Below are 17,482 nucleotides of genomic sequence, written 5' to 3'. Positions count from 1 at the left end.
CCTACCAGTTTTAAGTCAATAAAAATACCACCGCTTAGTAGATAATTAGGAATCCTTCGGAGTTTGCCTTGTTTAGACTGCTCACAACTGTCTCGAACTGACAGGACTAAGAGTCCCTACTTTATGTACTAGAAACTGTAAAATCCTTATAGCTATGCAAAGCTATAACATTATTAAGCGGTTACATTTTAACATTTCGTTAAACACACACTCCTATTATATCTCGCATTTATATTGCATATTGGAAACATCAAATAAATACATTTACCTTTAAAACAACTTATTGAGAAAAACACTATCATTACTATTCACACTAATTTCTTTCATTGCCGTTTCACAAGAACGAACCATTTGCCCAGATGTAACAGGTTCCGTCAATCACCCTCTACTAGAAAAGTACAAAAACAGCTGCATAGTAGCTTATAATGAAACCAAGTTTAACTCGGTCACTTTTCCTATTTCTAAAATCACATCAAATAACGGTTCACCTAAAGAACTCACCGAAGAGGGAAAAGTTACAAGCATTATTTATGGGATAGAGAATAGTCAGCGAGCTACCGTGCTAGAAGTTCAGAGAAACTACGAACAAGCTTTAAAGAATGCAGACTTCGAAATTATTCATTCCGCATTTGGTAGAAAAAACATTTCAGGTTCTTACAAAATTCAAACAGTCTATCCGATGTTTGGAGAACAAAGGGTTATCACCGAATATGAGTACATCAAACCTAAAAGTTACTTTAGGTTCTCTTTATCTTCTCAAGCTAAAAACGTAGACTCCGACGATGCTTTTTTTGTAGCCAAAGGCAAGCGAGATGGTAATATTTACACCTTAGCACTTTTCATTCATTACAACAGGACCTCTTGGGAAGGTTTGTCCGATAATATTTTTGTGCAAGCCATCATAGTAGAAAAGGAAGACATGGAGACAGGTCAAGTTTCGGCAGCCTCTATTGAAGAAAAAATAAAAAACGAAGGAAAAGAGGTCTTTCATAACATCTTATTTGACTTTGGTAGTGACAATCTGACTCAGGAATCTTATGCTATTATTGAAACTCTTTCTGAGTACTTAAAAGCCAATACTAATCAAAAGTATTATATAGTAGGCCATACTGATAATGTAGGTTCACTAGCCAAAAATCAAGTTTTATCCGAAAAAAGGGCAAAAGCTGTGGCGTCTGCTTTGACCAACAAGTATGGCATCAGTACTTCCCAAATATCCTCTCATGGTGTGGGTCAATTATCTCCACTTGCTATCAATAATACCGAAGAAGGCAGAGCCCTTAATAGACGGGTGGAAATTGTATTGAAATAAGAAAAACCAGTTTTATAAATCAAGGAATGCTCATGAAACGAAATCTGTTTTGTGGGCATTTTTCATTTTAGGTCTAGAGAAAGAAGAAAAGCAAGCAACTTTCAATCATAAAGATTTTCGTTAAATTTAAACACTCAACCATTTCTATTGAAAACAACCATGAAAAAACTATTCATTGCTTTTATAAGCATATTCTTAATCTCCCCTATTATGGCACAGCAAGCAGCTAATTATGACGAAGACAAAGTTCCTTCCTACACCTTACCCGCTATTTTAGAGGAAGGTCAAAGCATAGCCCTGTGGGAAAAACAAAAACGTGCAGCTACTTTAGCCATATTCGAGTCAGATGTTTACGGAAAAACTGACTTAAAAGGTGTAAAAACATCCTTTAGAATAGCTAATCAAGACAATGAAGCTCTAAATGGAAAAGCCATTAGAAAGGAAATCATCTGTACCATGGAAAGAGATGGGAAACAGCATTCGTTTTCTCTATTGCTTTATACGCCAAAAGCGGTTAGCAAAGCACCCGTATTTCTGGGTCTGAATTTCTACGGAAATCATACATTGTCTACCGAAACTGGCATTTCTATCTCCAAAAATTGGGTACCAAACAAGGAAGCATTCTTCATAGAAAACAACAAAGCCACAGAAACGTCTAGAGGCGTGCGTGCTTATAGATGGCCAATCGAAAAAATTATTGACAGAGGTTATGGCCTAGCAAATATCTACTGCGGTGACCTAGACCCCGATTTTGACGATGGATTAAAAAACGGAATACATAGCATATTAGGTGAAACCACCATGGGCACTATTGGTGCCTGGGCCGTAGGCCTTTCAAAAGCAATGGATTACCTAGAAACCGACAATGATGTAGACGCCAAAAATGTAGCCGTATTTGGTCACTCTAGATTAGGCAAAGCAGCACTTTGGGCATCGGCCCAAGACCCGCGTTTTAAAATGACTATTTCTAACGAGTCTGGCTGTGGTGGAGCGGCACTTTCTAAACGTGAATATGGCGAAACAGTAGAAGTAATAAACACTCGTTTTCCTCATTGGTTTACCACTAAATTTAAAGACTATAACAGCAATGAAGCCGCTTTACCAATCGACCAACATCAGCTACTAGCCTTAATTGCTCCAAGAGCACTATATGTCGCCACTGCAGAAGGCGACCAATGGTCTGACCCACGCGGTCAATATTTAAGTTTATACCATGCTTCTAAACTTTATCAGGCCTATGGTTTTGATAAAATCCCTAAAGCGTCGCCTGCAATAAATAAAAGCCAACAAATAGGCCCACTAGGCTACCATAACAGAAGTGGAAAACACGAAGTGATGCCTATAGATTGGGATAATTATTTAGATTTTGCTGATAAACATCTAAAGTAGGCAATTGCTCTATTCTTTTCTTTGAGCTACCCATTTTATACTATATTTGCGTAGCAATAACGCACGGGGTGCCTGGCAAATGCCAAGCTGAGATAATACCCGAAACCTGATATGGATAATGCCAACGGAGGGATGCAAGCTTAAGATATTACATTTTATGCTCCACTGTTTTGGTATACCCCATTCAGTGGAGTTTTTGTTTTTAAACAAATCATAAAATGGAAATAGAAAAAAGACAAGGGGTACTTATTCTGCAGCAAGACCAAAACTGGCAAAATCGACCTGAATGGTTTTTTAACAGAGAACACACCGACACCTACGAACAGTGGTACGAAGGCCGTTATAAGCGTGCTGAAGTATGGCAAAAGAAGGTCATGGAGCAGCTGGTTTCTAAAGACAAACGTGTGAAAACCTTGCTAGAGTTTGGCTGTGGTACGGCCCGTTTCACCAGATGGTGGAAAAACATTGGCATTGAAGCCACAGGTGGAGATATTTCTCCTTTGATGCTATCGCAAGCGGTGCATTTGTTTGATGGAGACTTAGTTATGGCAGATTCGCATCACATGCCCTTCAAAGACAACACCTTTGACTCATTGGCTTTCATTACCACTTTTGAGTACTACAAAGACCCGGTAAAGGTTATCAGAGAAGCCGCTCGTGTGGCTAAATGCGGCATAGCCATGGGCATGATGAACAGAAACTCCACCAAAGTGGTGCGTAGAAGAGTGCAGGAGGTTTTTGGACTGAATCCTTTTTATTTGACCGCCACTTTTTACTCGCCTGCTATGCTCACCAAAATTATAGAGGAGGCACTTGAAGGAAGAGATTATTCTATAGAATGGACTTGTACTGGCTTACCAAATTGGTTTCCAGTACAGCAGTGGAATTTACCATTAGGCGACTTTTTTGGCTTATACGTAAAACTAAACGACTGAAAAGATGAGCGAGAAATTAGGCAAAATTGACAGCCATATATTCGAACAGTTTATTAGTCAAAAATGTGGTTCTAAAAGAGATGAAGTAGCCGTGGGACCGCAGTTTGGTGTGGATGTTTCGTTGGTAGACTTACCTGGTAACATGGCTATGGCTTTAACCAGCGACCCACTTTCACTTATTCCTAGTTTGGGTTTGGAAGAGTCTGCTTGGTTATCTGTACAACTCATGGCAAACGACATGGCCACCACGGGCTTTGCTCCTATGTATGGGCAGTTTGTCTTAAACCTCCCTTCCACTTTCTCCAAGGCTGATTTTCAGGTTTACTGGGATTATGTTCACGGCTTTTGTTCAAAAATTGGCATTGCCATCACTGGCGGCCATACTGGTTTTATAGAGGGTCAAAACTCTACCATAGCGGGCGGCGGAACATTTATTAGCGTAGCTCCTAAAGAGCAAATGCTGGTTTCCAAATATGCCCAAGCAGGCGACGCCATTTTAGTAACAAAAACTTGTGCGATATCTTCCGCAGCTATACTAGCCATGTGTTTTCCCGAAACAGTTAAAAACAAATTAGGAAACGATATTCAACAGCAAGCAAATGCCAGTTTCTATCACACCTCTTCTTTGAAAGATGCTCTTACTGCCGTGGGCAAAAATCATGAGAATAAAGACATTACCGCCATGCATGATGTAACGGAAGGTGGTGTAATGGGGGCAATTTATGAGTTGGCAATGGCTTCAAATAATGGTGCCAAAATCTATAATGAAAAGTTGCCCATTGGTACTATTCAAAAGGAAGTGTGTCAATTATTTGACCTAGACCCAAGAAACTGCATAGGTGCTGGTTCCATGATAATTACTTGCAAAAAAGAAGCTGTGGCCGATGTTATAAACCGTCTAGCAATGGAAAACATAAACTGCACTGAAGTAGGCGAACTGGTAGAAAAAAAGGAAAGCATCAAAATTATAGAAAACGAAAAAGCATCTGATGTAATCTACCTAGAAGATGACCCGTACTGGGCGGCGTTTTTTAAGGCCATAAATTCAGGATGGAAATGATGAATAACAAGGCTGGAATTTATTTGGTAATAGACCCTTCTATGGAAGAAGGCCTTTTGCTTAGCAAACTAAGCTCTGCATTAAAGGAAAAACTAGCTGCCGTACAGATTTGGGACAATTTTAATGAAGAGCAAAATATTCCAGATTTGGTTCAAAAGGTATGTGAACTATGCCACGCTAAAAAAGTACCCGTGTTTATCAATAACCGTTATGACCTACTTTCAAACACAAATTTAGATGGAGTTCATTTTGATGAAATACCAGAAAACTATAGCGAGCTAAAAGTCAAAATAGGCAAGCCCTTTTTAAGCGGATTAACTTGTAATAATGATTTAGAATGGATTCGGTGGGCAAATGAAAACAAACTAGATTATATATCTTTTTGTTCTATATTTCCTTCTAGCACAGCAATTAGCTGTGATTTGGTTGAATTTGAAACCATTCAGAAAGCATCTGAAACCTTCACCAATTCCATATTTCTAGCTGGTGGCATTAAGCCAGAAAACATAGAAAAACTAAGCTCTTTAAAATACAATGGCGTAGCGGTAGTATCGGGCATAATGAGCTCTGACACGCCAGACCTCGCCATTAAACAATATCAAGAAAAATTAAACAGAAAGTAAAATGAGACTTGAAACTATAAAAAAACTATGCTGCCCATTTGATAAGGCAGACCTTACCTTAACGGAAATCACAAAGGACTTAGATGGAAACGTTTTGGAAGGATTTTTTGTGTGCAATGAATGCAAACGCCTCTACCCAATCATAAAAGGTATTCCTATCATGAGTCCAGATGAATACAGAGAATTCAAACTAGAACAACCTGTTTTAGAAAGATGGTCAAAGGAATTGAAAGGTCAAACTTTTGAGAATTTTAGGTTGATTAGTGGGGAGGAATGATACGACTACTCATAACAAATCTACCGATTCGATTTTACAGAATCGGTAGGTAAAGTTTTACCAAGAAAGAATTTTAAGAAAAAGCTTAACTCAAATAAATAATAAAAACGAAAAATAAAACTAGTTATATGACTTATGAGACTCATGCTCATCCATCATTGCTCTTATCTTTCTTGCTAATTTATCAGCATCGTGCTCTTTAACAACATCAACCTCAATTCTATCCGAATCCTGATCTAAAGACTTTAGAATAAATTCTTCTAAAGAGGAATGTTCATTAGAAATAGTTGTTAAAAAAGTAATGTGAATTTTCTCCTCAGATTTATTTAATTCTGTTAAACGTCCTGACCATTTATAAACCTTATCCTTAACCGAATCTGATTCTTTTAAATCAAACGAAACCGGTTGGTAACAATGCCAAATTTCATTTTTCCACGCCCTATCAAAACTAAACACGTCATTATCTGTTCGAATATCATGTTTTCCCAATTTTGATGAAACATGGTACTTGTCAAAAAAATTTTTGTATTTACTTTTCCAAACCTCTTCATCATTCAACCTTCTTACACCGTCTTTTTTAGGTAAATACCTCAAAACTAATTCACTAAACAAGTCTTCCAATGCCAAATCAAAATTAATATCTAAGGCTACTTTTACTTCGGAAAACATCAAAGCACTATCATCTGGGGGGATAACCATTAATGTGATTTTTTCTAAACTATCCGAAAATTTGAATAATTCAGACTGCTGAGCAGCAATATGCTTTATCCGTTGTTTCATATCTCGCAATTGCTTTTGAATAAAACCACTTCTGCTTTCTGGAAATAAACCTTTAATTCGTTTAGTACTTAGGCTAATTTTACATTTCAAAAATCTATCGTCAGGAGAATAGACCACAATTCCAAGGTTAACAAATTCACCAGTAAATTGGTCGTGAACATACCTAACTAATTGATATTGGTAATTTTTCATGATAATAGTACTTTGGTTAATTGGGCAGCAAATATCTCCTTGTTTTCTACAATTTTAGTTAAATACTCTCTAATTTTTATTAAGTCTTCAGTTCGCCAGTGTTCAGGTATTTGAGAATTGACCTTTTGCCAAAAAACATCATTTATTCCTTCTAATTTTGAAACTAATGGCATAAAATCAATACTTCTAGAACGTAAATATTTATAGAAATAGTGCCTTTCATACATTTCTCTTTCTGATTCTCCAATTATCCATGGTTCAGGATTTTGAGAAAAACTCAATAAATCTGCAAACGAAAATGCTAATTCATGATCGTAAACCAATAGCTCTTTACCATTTGTCATCACATTCGGTTTTCCAGCACCTCTGTCATCATTTGAGACAAACATATCGAACATGAAAATCAATTTAGCCTGCTCAAATAAATGATTTTCCATTACTTTTTTACCTTCAATAAATTCCATAAATCCAGATTCATAAACAGACCCAAAATTCAGACCAACACTTTTTTGAGCTGCCATATAACCACCTTTCCCTAGCAATAATTCAATAAATTTCGGACTAACATCAACAATAACTGGCTCAATAACGTTTATACCTAATTCTCTCGCAATCCAAGCCCCAACTAACTCCCTACAAGAGGACTTCACGGACATCCTTCCCGAATTGTAAAACTTTACAACATACTGTCCCCTTTCATTTGAACTCTTATCCACTCCTCTAATTTTCATAGGAGCAGTAGTTCCAGTTTCCATTAATCCAAGACCTTCCAAAGCGAATACTTCAGGCAATCGATAGTCCTCATGAGTTAAATTAAGCATTATATAAAGTGTAGTTGTTCAATAGCTAATTATCGTAATTATAGGTTTAGACCTTAAATATAACCTAATCATTTGTAGTTATATTTTTTTTCTACCGTAGACCCTTAAAAAGTAGTATGAAATTTATAATTCCATCAACTAAATTGAGCCCGTAAATATGGTGAAGCTCAGACAGCCTAAGATGCCAGACTATAAATTTCAAAAATAAAACGCAAAACACTTGGAACAAGCATTCCAATCGCACTACATTTGTACTGTGAATAAGAAAGAAACCATATTATCCTCAGCTCTTAGTCTCCTTACAGAAAAAGGAGTGCATAACACGCCTATGTCTGCCATTGCTAAAGCAGCTGGAACAGGTATGGGAACCATTTATAATTACTTCCCAAATAAGGAAATATTGATAAATGAGATTTATGTAGACATTAAAGAAAAGGAAAAATCTATCTTCTTGGTCTTTGATGCCAACAAACCTATAAAAACGCAGTTTGAAAACTATTTCACTGCTATTATAACGTTTTTTGTGGCAGAACCCGCTTATTTCAAGTTCATGGAGCAATTACAAGCTTCCCCTATTATTACAGAGGAAAGTAGAGCAATAGGGCAAGAATCCGTAGAAGCGGTACTTTCATTATTAGTCAATGGCCAAAAAGAAAGAATTATTAAGAAGATTGACCTAGATGAAATACTAGTATTTATTGGCGGAGCTATTTTGTCTTACTTAAGATGGTATTTTAATCAACCTCGAAGAAAATCGACATCTCTAAATAATCAAATTAATATGGTTTGGGACGCCATAAAAGAGTAAAAATTTTAATCAAACTTGGAATGAACATTCACTCCAACAAAGCAAACAAAATGAAAAAAAACGTTTTAATCACAGGAACATCAACAGGAGTAGGTTTTGAAAGTTCTATCCTTTTTGCACAAAATGGATTTAAGGTATATGCAACGATGAGAAATCTGGCTAAAGCCACAGCTTTAGAAGAACGAATAAAATCTGACAATTTAGATATTGAAATACTACCATTAGATGTTTCATCATTAGATTCTATTGACAATGCCATAAAGACTGTTATTGAGAAAGAAGGGAAAATTGACATTCTTCTGAACAATGCTGGTGCTGGTTTTGCCAAAACCTTAGAAGATGCGAGCCTTGACGAAATCGACTGGGTTACCGATGTGAACTATACGGGCGTAGTAAGAACTACGAAGTCCGTATTTACCTTCTATGAGAGAAAAAAGAGCAGGTCATATCATTAATGTGACATCAGTAGGAGGTTTAGTGGGTCAGCCATTTAATGAATTATACTGCGGAGCTAAATTTGCCGTAGAAGGGTTCACCGAAGCTCTTGCCACCTATGTTTCTGAGCCTTTTAATATCAAGTTTTCTATGGTAGAACCTGGCGGAATAGCCACTGAATTTATGACTAATGCCGTAGCCAAAACAGTCAACGCAAAAGGTGAACTAGCTACCGGAGAATATGCTCCAATTTTCCAAAAATACATGGAAGGTGCTCAAAATAGAGGCCAAAGTGGCACTGAAAGTCTTTACCAAAGCAGCCTAGAAGTAGCAGAGGTAATTCTTCAAGTAGCTCTTTCTGAGAACCCTCCACTGCGTGTAAGAACCTCAGAGTGGGCGGAAAACCTTTGTAAGCTAAAGACTCAAGCAGACCCAGATGGAACTAAACTTGTTAATCAAGTAAAGGAATATTTTCTTTAAGGAAAAGCAGTTTTAAACATAAAAACCCGCTCATACAGTTTATGAGTGGGTTCTTTTATTTTCTTCCAAACCTCAAAGCATAGTCTTCTTAAATCAGCATATTTAACCTAATAGTTGCGATTTTCAGGAGGCTTCAAATTTCATGCTCCATTATATACTCAGAAACATATCAAAACCTGTTTGATATCATTAAGAGCCATTTATGTAACAAAGTTTACATACAACTCGTCTATCAGATTCTACTTTTGAATACAATCAAAACTAGAGAATGAAAAATCGAATTATTATAATTGGCGGCCTATCTGCGGGCCGATCTGCTGCGGCCAAAGCAAGAAGAGAAGATGAAGACGCTGAGATAATACGTTTTCCCTCAGCCGAGGCTCGCTTGCGGACTCTACTATACTTCTAGGTTAAATACAGTGGCACCTCATGGCTATAAATGTAAAAATGGATGTACAACACTTTAAAGCAGTTATAGATTAATACCCCAGAGTCAGCTCTGGCGAGACTCCCTAAGGGGAAAAAACAACCTCAATATTATTGACAGGTTTCTATCCATTTAAATCCAAAGCATATATTTCACGGGTCAAAGCGTGCGATAAAGCATTAATAATGGCTTCAATATTTCGTCTGCCATGAAGGATGGTGGTGATAATAATACCGTTTTTACCAGTTTTGTAAATTGCAAAATGTTTTCCGACTGATGCCATATAGAAAGGAAATGAACGACCCTTTCTAATAGTTCTACTTTCAGGATTTTGTGCTATTTTACCGAAAGCTTCGTATAGCTCAGACAAGTAGTTGTCTGTTTGACCTTCACCCCATTTTTGAATAGAATACTCTTCAATGGCTAATAGATCCAGCATGGCTCTCTACGTTAAGTAAAACTCAGCCATGAACTATTCCCAATTTTGAGCTTGCTTTTGCTTCAAAAGCTCTTTATCTTTTTTCCAGCTTCCACTAGATTTGATTATTCTACCTTCTTTAATGTCCTTAAAGCCTTCGATTATACTGGAATAAACCTGAGACGGTTCACCTTCCATATCACGACGAATTAATGAACGAATATATTCACTTGGAGTTTCGTACAATGCATCCGAACCAATCATTGAATTTACATAGTCAGCCAAAGGCTTTGGTAATCTGGCGTTAATTCTATCTGAAATATTTTACTTTTCCTTATTTAGTAATCTAAATGCCACAATAAACCTCCTAACAGTAACCATCTGCAAATAAGTCCTTTACAAACTACAGACACAGACTAAAAGTCCTAATAAAACCTAAGCTCTATCCTCCTATTCTCACTTCTGCCAGCTTCATTATCATTACTGGCTCTTGGTTTGGTTTCTCCGTAGCCTTTGGCGGTTACATTGTCTTTGCTTAGGCCTTCACTTATGAGGTAATCTACCACAGCTTGAGCTCTTTTTTGAGAGAGTTCTTGATTGCTTTCTGGAGTACCAACATCATCCGTGTGTCCAGCTATTTCTACTTTTAATTTCGGATTTCGCCAGATGAGTTCTGAGAGCTTGCTTAACTCCACCAGCGACTCTGGTTTTAAATCCCATTTGGCTTCATCGAAATAGATATTACTAAGCACTTCTATTTTTTCTTTGTCAATTTTATCTAAACCAATCTCCAACTCTTTATTATTCTTTTTTGCCTCAGAATTAAAACTAAAAGAAAGGCTTTTGAAAAAATATGATGGATGCTCTACATACAGCCCAAAGTTTCCAGAAAACGGAAGTACAGCAAGGTACTCCCCTGTTTTGGCGTCAGCAGAAAACTCAGAAACCACTTCTTTAGTATTTAGATTTATAAGCTTGATAGAGGCTCCTAAAGCCACATTGCTTTCAGCATCAAAAACATGCCCTTTAAGATAAAAAGTAGGGTCAAACTTCTCTTTTAACTCTTTGGGTAGGTCAAACTGATACATATTGATTTTCTCGCCAGTGTGTTTAGTATAATAAGCTTGTTTGCCATCTGCTGAAATCACCAAGGCAGCTTGGTCTGAACCATCATTGATAGGATAACCTAGATTCAGCGGCTCTGTCATGGTTTTCTCCGTTTTGTTTGACAAAAACAAATCATAACCACCAAGCCCTGAATGTCCGTTTGATGCAAAGAAAAGGCTCTTTCCATTCGCATGTAAAAAGGGAGAAATCTCATCTTTTGGCGTGTTGATCACCTTCCCTAAGTTTCTGGCTTTATTCCATTCGTTCATGGCACCTAGCGTACTTACATAAAGGTCTTTTTCTCCCTGCCCTCCATACCTTTTAGACGAAAAAACTAGAACTTTTCCGTCAGAGGATAATGATGCTTGAGAATCCCAAAATGGCGAATTAACATTAGGTCCCATATTCTGAGGTGTTGACCAGCCATTTTCATCTAATCTTGTTATAAAAAGGTCGCAACCGCCCAAACTTTCTCTGCCATCACAGCTGGTAAACACCATGGTTTTTCCATCTGCAGAAATGGTGCATGAGCCTTCATTCAAACCTGTATTTATTACTTCAGAAACCCCTTTTGGTATGGCCCAAACTCCATTTACCTTGTTTGAAACATAAATGTCTTCGTCTGCTCCTTTTGTTAAAGCGGTAAAATAAATTGTAGAGCCATCTGCCGTAAAAACAGGAAGATACTGCATGTCTTTGAAGTTTAAAACATCAGGCATTAAAGTTGGCTCTATCATGAGCGGATTTTCCATAATCTCTAATGCATACGTGCAGTTTAAAATTTGCTTTTCTATTTGTTTATAAGCCGGCGTACCTTCTCTAGTTCTCTCTAAGGCATGCTTTAGGTATTCTCTAGCTTTTCCGTATTCATTAAGCTTTAAAGCTTCGGTGCCCAAAACTGTATATGCCAGCACATAGCCTTTATTTTCCGGCTCTAATGTCAAAACCTTTTCAAAATACATTTTGGCACTGCCTAAATCACGGTTTGCATAGGCTATTTGACCCAACTTATAATACACCACATTATATTCTGGGTATCGTTCTAGTGCTTTTAAATAATACTCACGAGCAATTGCATTGTCGCGTTTCAGATAAGCTTCTTCTGCCTTTTCATAGAAGTTTAAGGCCTTTTTATCTTGGCCATTTGTTCTTAGCACAAATCCAAATAATAAAAGAAATAGCGTAATTTTTAGTTTCATATGGGTCTATTCGAATCTAACGCTTTAATTTTGTTTTTATTTTCAAAACGCAAACACCGTACCGTGCAGTTCTATCAATTTTTTAAAGCTTTTCATATTATAGGTTTTGTCTCCTGGTTTGCGGGTATGTTTTACCTGGTTCGTATATTTGTTTACCACTCCGAAGCCGACGACAAACCTGAGCATTTGCGTGAAGACTGGAAGGCTCAATTTACACAAATGTCTTGGCGAGTTTATAAAATCATTTGCAATCCCGCCATGATGATTACCTGGACCTTTGGTTTGGCTATGCTTATTACCAACCCAGCCATTTTAAACCAAAACTGGATTAAAGTTAAACTGGTGCTTTTAGTTTTACTAACAGGCTATCACTTATACTGCAAAAGCATTATAAAAAAACAAGAGCAAGGCTTAACCACCTACAGCTCTTTCCAATTCAGATTACTAAACGAACTCCCTACTCTTTTCTTGGTATCCATAGTGCTACTGGCCGTGGTCAAAGATGTCTTGAACTTTGTTTATCTCTTTGCCGGAGTTATGGCTTTTGGTTTCATATTATTCTTAATAGCCAAAGCCTACAAAAAGAGTAGAAATAAATAATTTTAACACCATGAAAGACACTTACCTAGAACGTTTCAAAAACATCAGTTCAGAAAACGAACTCTCCACCGACATGCAAAAGAGCCTTTGGCAAGATTACAAAGGCAACTGGAAAAGAGCTCACGAACTCGCTCAAAAGAAAGAAGGGCAGCGTGATTATGATAGAATTCACGCATACCTCCACAGAAAAGAGGGAGACCGTTTTAATGCTGGCTGGTGGTATCGTCAGTTAAACCTTCCCTATCCAACAATCAGTTTGGACAAGGAGTGGGAAGAATTGGTGGAGCAATATAAATAAGGTAGCTACCCTAAACAGTAATTGAATTCTATCTTAAAGCCTATTAAAACAGGTTAGTTCAAAACATCTATTCTTGGCTGTCTTGCCAGACGGGCCTTACTTTTTGTTTGGGCAAAAACTAATCGCAGCGGCGAACCGTCCAAAACCATTTGTCGAAATAAACTTACACAATCAGAATTTTATAAAAACTTAAATCTTATCAAAAAAATCAGCCCTAAAATTCTAATAGTGCTTCAAACAGTATTTCGACACAACGGATTTCATAATAAATATCTCATCACTCGCTAATTATAATATCTCATAAGCATATACTATATCCAATTATAAGCTGAGCGATATTCTCTAAATAATAGTTGATTTGCTTCTGCGTCTCCTTTGAAAAGTTCTCTTTTATAATCCCATTTTAAAGGACGACCTAATTGCCATGAAATAAGCCCTAAATGCATGGGCAATGTCATTTCTCTGGCATACGCCAAATTTGACTCTGGCTGTGCTCTGCTTTTTACCGAATCAATAAAGTTTTGCTGATGACCAGGAGAGCGTTTCACTGTTTTCGGGATGCTTTCTAAATCTGTTAAAACCTCTCCATCTAGCCTTAACTCCTTGCTTCCGTAATCACATAAAAGCGTGCCTTTAGTTCCTTCAAAGTACGCTCCAATATGCTTCCCTGCTGCTCCTGGCACATCAGGAACTTCAGAAGTCCACTGAATATCCAAACCTTTAAATTTATAGTCAATACTGATTTCGGAAGGCGTATCGCCAATTCCCGGACTAACGATTCCTTTGGCATCAATAGATTTTAACTTTTCTGGAGAAATACTCCACCAAACTATATCTGCTATATGACACCAAAAATCTTGGAATACCCCACCGGAATAATCCATAAAATAACGATAAGTAAAATGACACCTTTCTGGAAAATAATCTCTTTCAGGTGCTGGGCCTTGCCACATATCCCAATTAAGCTCTTGCGGCACTTTTTGATAAGATGCTTTCTCTATAACTGGTGGTTTTCCTGTTTTCCATAATCTTACTTTTTTGACTTTACCAATGGCACCGCCCTGTATAAGTTCTACTACTCTGTGGTAATTATCTCCTGTATGTATTTGATTACCTAATTGAAATATCTTTTTATTAGCATTCATAGAAGCCAACATCATTTGACCCTCTTTCGCCGTGTAAGAAAGCGGCTTTTCGCCATAGACATCTTTTCCTGCCTGAAAAGCCATAATGGCTATTTGAGCATGCCAATGGTCTGGCGTAGCACAAGTAATGGCATCAATATCCTTTCTATCCAAAATTCTACGGAAGTCGTCATAGGTATCTACCTTTTGATTGGGCTTATGCCCCAAAAGAACATTTTTCGCTTTTGCTAAATGATTACTATCAACATCGCACAAAGCCACCGTTTGAACATCGGGTAATTTAGCGAACCAATTTAAATGATTTGTACCCATTCCATTGACACCAATGTGAGCTACCCTAACTTTATCGCTAGGGGCAGGTTTACCTATCAGGTCTGGAATATAATGAAAAGCGAAAGCCGATATAGCCGCTTTCTTGATAAAGCTTCTTCTTGAGGGCATTAGTGTCATTTTATAGGGTTGTTAGTGTTCTCTATAAATTTAAAACAAATAACAAGCGAAGCAATTAAGCTAGGAAAGAAAGGCCGAAACAGTAGACGAACTAGCCCTAAAAAAGTAAAACCCCAGAAAACTCTGGGGTATACATTATCATAACAGTTTAAGGAAATCTAAAATCTTATATAAATTAGGCAAAAGCTTCCGCTACGCCTTTATGTACTATTTCTCCATTGACAATATTTAAACCTTTCTTTAATTCAAGGTTATCTTCAGTAGCTTTTTGCCAACCTTTGTTTGCCAGTTCTAAAACGTAAGGCAATGTGGCGTTTGTCAAAGCTAAAGTAGAAGTATATGGTACTGCTCCTGGCATATTTGCTACGCAGTAGTGTACTATATCGTCAATAATAAAAGTGGGGTCTTCATGTGTGGTAGGTGTACATGTTTCTATACATCCCCCTTGGTCTACAGCCACATCTACCAGTACTGTTCCCGGTCTCATTTTCTTAAGCATCTCTCTTTTAATAAGTCGAGGTGCTTTTGCTCCTGGTATTAATACCGCTCCTACTATTAAATCAGCCTCTTTGATGGCTAATTCTATATTATGTTGATTAGACATCAAAGTGGTTACATTGGCTGGCATAATATCCGCTAAGTACCTCAATCTTTTAAGACTGATGTCCATGATAATAACATTAGCACCTAAGCCCGCTGCCATTTTAGCTGCTTGAGTTCCTACAATACCGCCACCTAAAACCAATACTTTTCCCCTTGGCGTTCCAGGAACTCCTCCTAATAATATTCCTTTACCTTTTAAGGGCTTTTCTAAGTATTTAGCTCCTTCCTGAATAGACATTCTTCCTGCTACTTCCGACATCGGAATTAAAAGTGGTAAAGAACCATCAGCACTTTCTACAGTTTCGTAGGCCAAACAAACCGCCTTGCTTTTAAGCATAGCTTTGGTCAAAGGCTCCGAACTTGCAAAATGGAAATAGGTAAAAACTAACTGCCCTTCTCTAACTAAATCATATTCCTGAGCAATGGGCTCTTTTACTTTAAGAATCATTTCTGCCTTGGCGTAAACGTCCTCAATGGTAGGAACAATTTGAGCTCCAACAGAAATATATTCTTTATCTTCAAAACCGCTTCCGGAGCCAGCATTAGATTGAATAAGAACATCATGACCGAACTTAACCAGCTCCACAACACCAGCTGGTGTTATGGCTACCCTGTTCTCATTATTCTTAATTTCAGCCGGTACTCCTATTAACATATTTGGTTTCTACTTTGCCGTAGTTAATTCGTAATTATATGATGAAGTGTAATTGTGGCACAAAGATAAGAGTGAAGAATTATTTTTTACATTATTGACACATTTAAGAATATTTTTATTTTTGCAAGACCTTTTGAAGAGTATTATTCTTTCCAAAATCATTTTTCAATATCAAAACAGATGTTTTTTCTGACCTTATATGGACAATACAGACATAAAAATCTTAAAGCTTCTCCAAAAAAATGCCCAAATGACCTACAAGGAGATTGCCGAGGAAATAAACCTTACTCAAACTCCGGTTTTTGACCGAATAAAAAGGATGGAAAGCAGTGGTGTCATTGATAAGTACGTAACCATTTTGAATAGAAAAAAAGTAGGCACCTCGCTTACTGTTTTCAATCAGGTAACTATGATTACCCAGACCTTAGAGATCTCAAAAAAGTTTGATGAGGCCATAGCTAAATTACCTGAAGTGGTGGAATGTCATTTCGTTTCGGGGGGCTTTGACTATCTCTTAAAGATTATAGTACCAGACATGGAAACCTATCATAAGTTTCACCAGTTAAAGCTCTCAATTATACCTGGAGTGTCTTTGATAAATAGTTATTTCGTCATGTCGGAAGTTAAAAACACTACGGAGATTCCTCTTTGATGGTATGAAGTGCCATTACATATCGCTTATTTGGAGAGAAAAGCTTTTGACTTTAATATAAACTCGGCCTTAGTTTCGCCTTCATGAGCTCCATGAGAAACATTCGGTAAAACCCAAAGGTCAGATTTTGGTAGATTATTTTTAACACGAACCACTTCTTCCAAATTCATACCTTCGTCATCATCTCCTATCATGATTAAAACTTCAGGCTCTATTCGTTTCAGCTCTTCATCGCTCAATTGAACCGAATAGTTTTTAAATTGTTCCATCATGCCTTTCACTTGTTCCTCACCTTCATGCAATGTTTTCAACCAAGGAAAATTAGCTCGATTTTGAAATGTAAAAGCTTCTAAATATTCTGGAAAGTCATTTACGGTCCATGTTCCTACTGCACCTATGGTAATCATAGACTTAATGAGCGATGGATTTATTAAAGCCAGCTGATAAAGAACATCACCACCAAAACTAAAACCTATGGCTTTAATTTTTTCCAATTTTAAATATCGAATCAGGGTATTCAAGTCTTGAGCAACGGACTTTATAGACAAGTCTTCTTTAAAAGCCTCAGACTTTCCGTGACCGGTCAAATCAATTAAATACACTTCATAGTCCTCTTCATAGTCTTTAATATAAGTTTTCCATGATTTGGAAGATTGCGTGTAACCATGCAAAAAAATTAAAGGCTGTCCCTTCCCATAAACTTCGTAGTACAGTTTTTTACCATTGACTAAAACAGATTCAGCTTTACTAGGTGTTTGGCTTAAAACAGTAATTGAACAGAAAAAAAAGACAAAAACTGCAGCAAAATATTTCATA

Annotated in this window: 21 protein-coding genes and 1 riboswitch; of the genes, 13 read left to right on the top strand and 8 right to left on the bottom strand. The window is 37.2% G+C overall.

Annotated elements, in window-relative coordinates:
* Positions 1-283 precede the first annotated feature (283 nt).
* The 6 genes from AADJ06_RS02580 to AADJ06_RS02555 all read left to right on the top strand — a co-directional run bounded on the left by AADJ06_RS02580 (position 284) and on the right by AADJ06_RS02555 (position 5,596).
* A complete protein-coding gene (locus AADJ06_RS02580) occupies positions 284-1,312 on the top strand; it encodes an OmpA family protein (protein WP_341224833.1) in 1,029 nt (342 codons plus the stop codon).
* 159 nt (positions 1,313-1,471) lie between these two features.
* Entirely contained in the window at positions 1,472-2,701 is a 1,230-nt protein-coding gene (locus AADJ06_RS02575; protein WP_341224832.1) for an acetylxylan esterase, read from the top strand.
* Between the two features lie 54 nt (positions 2,702-2,755).
* Positions 2,756-2,851: riboswitch (TPP riboswitch) on the top strand.
* Between the two features lie 68 nt (positions 2,852-2,919).
* The gene (locus tag AADJ06_RS02570; protein WP_341224831.1) at positions 2,920-3,636 is read left to right on the top strand and encodes a class I SAM-dependent methyltransferase; all 717 of its coding nucleotides are present in this window, start codon (positions 2,920-2,922) and stop codon (positions 3,634-3,636) included.
* A 4-nt stretch (positions 3,637-3,640) separates the two neighbouring features.
* Entirely contained in the window at positions 3,641-4,696 is a 1,056-nt protein-coding gene (locus AADJ06_RS02565; RefSeq protein WP_341224830.1) for an AIR synthase family protein, read from the top strand.
* Positions 4,693-5,319 carry a thiamine phosphate synthase gene (locus AADJ06_RS02560; protein WP_341224829.1) on the top strand — a complete coding sequence of 209 codons (627 nt, stop codon included), beginning with the start codon at positions 4,693-4,695 and terminating at the stop codon, positions 5,317-5,319. The genes AADJ06_RS02565 and AADJ06_RS02560 overlap by 4 nt, the downstream gene beginning before the upstream one ends.
* 1 nt (position 5,320) lies before the next feature.
* Positions 5,321-5,596 carry a Trm112 family protein gene (locus AADJ06_RS02555; RefSeq protein ID WP_341224828.1) on the top strand — a complete coding sequence of 92 codons (276 nt, stop codon included), beginning with the start codon at positions 5,321-5,323 and terminating at the stop codon, positions 5,594-5,596.
* Between the two features lie 120 nt (positions 5,597-5,716).
* Here the strand turns inward: AADJ06_RS02555 and AADJ06_RS02550 are convergent, their stop codons facing one another.
* Together AADJ06_RS02550 and AADJ06_RS02545 are read right to left on the bottom strand one after the other, a co-directional pair.
* A complete protein-coding gene (locus AADJ06_RS02550) occupies positions 5,717-6,568 on the bottom strand; it encodes a DUF3037 domain-containing protein (protein WP_341224827.1) in 852 nt (283 codons plus the stop codon).
* Entirely contained in the window at positions 6,565-7,389 is an 825-nt protein-coding gene (locus tag AADJ06_RS02545) for a HipA family kinase (RefSeq protein WP_341224826.1), read from the bottom strand. The genes AADJ06_RS02550 and AADJ06_RS02545 overlap by 4 nt, the downstream gene beginning before the upstream one ends.
* A gap of 256 nt (positions 7,390-7,645) precedes the next feature.
* Between AADJ06_RS02545 and AADJ06_RS02540 the strand changes: the two genes are divergently transcribed.
* The 4 genes from AADJ06_RS02540 (at position 7,646) to AADJ06_RS02525 (ending at position 9,521) form a co-directional block, all read left to right on the top strand.
* The gene (locus AADJ06_RS02540; protein WP_341224825.1) at positions 7,646-8,197 is read left to right on the top strand and encodes a TetR/AcrR family transcriptional regulator; all 552 of its coding nucleotides are present in this window, start codon (positions 7,646-7,648) and stop codon (positions 8,195-8,197) included.
* 50 nt (positions 8,198-8,247) lie between these two features.
* On the top strand, positions 8,248-8,652 hold the full coding sequence (locus AADJ06_RS02535; RefSeq protein WP_341224824.1) for an SDR family NAD(P)-dependent oxidoreductase: 405 nt from the start codon (positions 8,248-8,250) through the stop codon (positions 8,650-8,652).
* A complete protein-coding gene (locus AADJ06_RS02530; RefSeq protein WP_341224823.1) occupies positions 8,621-9,112 on the top strand; it encodes an SDR family NAD(P)-dependent oxidoreductase in 492 nt (163 codons plus the stop codon). Before AADJ06_RS02535 ends, AADJ06_RS02530 begins: the two co-directional genes overlap by 32 nt.
* 268 nt (positions 9,113-9,380) lie before the next feature.
* Positions 9,381-9,521: a hypothetical protein gene (locus AADJ06_RS02525; RefSeq protein ID WP_341224822.1), complete on the top strand. Its 141-nt coding sequence runs from the start codon at positions 9,381-9,383 to the stop codon at positions 9,519-9,521.
* 142 nt (positions 9,522-9,663) lie between these two features.
* On the opposite strand, the gene AADJ06_RS02520 is transcribed toward AADJ06_RS02525, so the two are convergent.
* The 3 genes from AADJ06_RS02520 to AADJ06_RS02510 form a co-directional block, all read right to left on the bottom strand.
* On the bottom strand, positions 9,664-9,978 hold the full coding sequence (locus tag AADJ06_RS02520) for a type II toxin-antitoxin system RelE/ParE family toxin (RefSeq protein WP_341224821.1): 315 nt from the start codon (positions 9,976-9,978) through the stop codon (positions 9,664-9,666).
* 33 nt (positions 9,979-10,011) lie between these two features.
* Complete coding sequence (locus tag AADJ06_RS02515; RefSeq protein WP_341224820.1) at positions 10,012-10,242, bottom strand: hypothetical protein; 231 nt, start codon at positions 10,240-10,242, stop codon at positions 10,012-10,014.
* A 140-nt stretch (positions 10,243-10,382) separates the two neighbouring features.
* The gene (locus AADJ06_RS02510; RefSeq protein WP_341224819.1) at positions 10,383-12,263 is read right to left on the bottom strand and encodes an OmpA family protein; all 1,881 of its coding nucleotides are present in this window, start codon (positions 12,261-12,263) and stop codon (positions 10,383-10,385) included.
* 30 nt (positions 12,264-12,293) lie between these two features.
* Here AADJ06_RS02510 and hemJ point away from each other — a divergent pair, with 30 nt between their 5' ends.
* Both hemJ and AADJ06_RS02500 read left to right on the top strand, forming a co-directional pair.
* On the top strand, positions 12,294-12,863 hold the full coding sequence (gene hemJ, locus AADJ06_RS02505) for a protoporphyrinogen oxidase HemJ (RefSeq protein WP_341224818.1): 570 nt from the start codon (positions 12,294-12,296) through the stop codon (positions 12,861-12,863).
* A gap of 10 nt (positions 12,864-12,873) precedes the next feature.
* Positions 12,874-13,161, top strand: a complete 288-nt coding sequence (locus AADJ06_RS02500; RefSeq protein WP_341224817.1) for a hypothetical protein — start codon at positions 12,874-12,876, stop codon at positions 13,159-13,161.
* Between the two features lie 311 nt (positions 13,162-13,472).
* Here the strand turns inward: AADJ06_RS02500 and AADJ06_RS02495 are convergent, their stop codons facing one another.
* Together AADJ06_RS02495 and ald are read right to left on the bottom strand one after the other, a co-directional pair.
* A complete protein-coding gene (locus tag AADJ06_RS02495; RefSeq protein WP_341224816.1) occupies positions 13,473-14,756 on the bottom strand; it encodes a Gfo/Idh/MocA family oxidoreductase in 1,284 nt (427 codons plus the stop codon).
* Between the two features lie 175 nt (positions 14,757-14,931).
* A complete protein-coding gene (ald, locus tag AADJ06_RS02490; RefSeq protein WP_341224815.1) occupies positions 14,932-16,014 on the bottom strand; it encodes an alanine dehydrogenase in 1,083 nt (360 codons plus the stop codon).
* 199 nt (positions 16,015-16,213) lie between these two features.
* Here ald and AADJ06_RS02485 point away from each other — a divergent pair, with 199 nt between their 5' ends.
* On the top strand, positions 16,214-16,666 hold the full coding sequence (locus AADJ06_RS02485) for an Lrp/AsnC family transcriptional regulator (protein WP_341224814.1): 453 nt from the start codon (positions 16,214-16,216) through the stop codon (positions 16,664-16,666).
* A 26-nt stretch (positions 16,667-16,692) separates the two neighbouring features.
* On the opposite strand, the gene AADJ06_RS02480 is transcribed toward AADJ06_RS02485, so the two are convergent.
* Positions 16,693-17,481 (bottom strand): alpha/beta hydrolase, encoded by a 789-nt coding sequence (locus AADJ06_RS02480; protein ID WP_341224813.1) that lies wholly within the window; start codon positions 17,479-17,481, stop codon positions 16,693-16,695.
* Position 17,482 lies beyond the last annotated feature (1 nt).

It is taken from the genome of uncultured Arcticibacterium sp. (genome assembly GCF_964021845.1).
Classification (GTDB): Bacteria; Bacteroidota; Bacteroidia; order Cytophagales; family Spirosomataceae; genus Arcticibacterium.
Note: the sequence above shows the minus strand (reverse complement) of the source record. Positions and strands in the feature narration are given on the sequence as shown.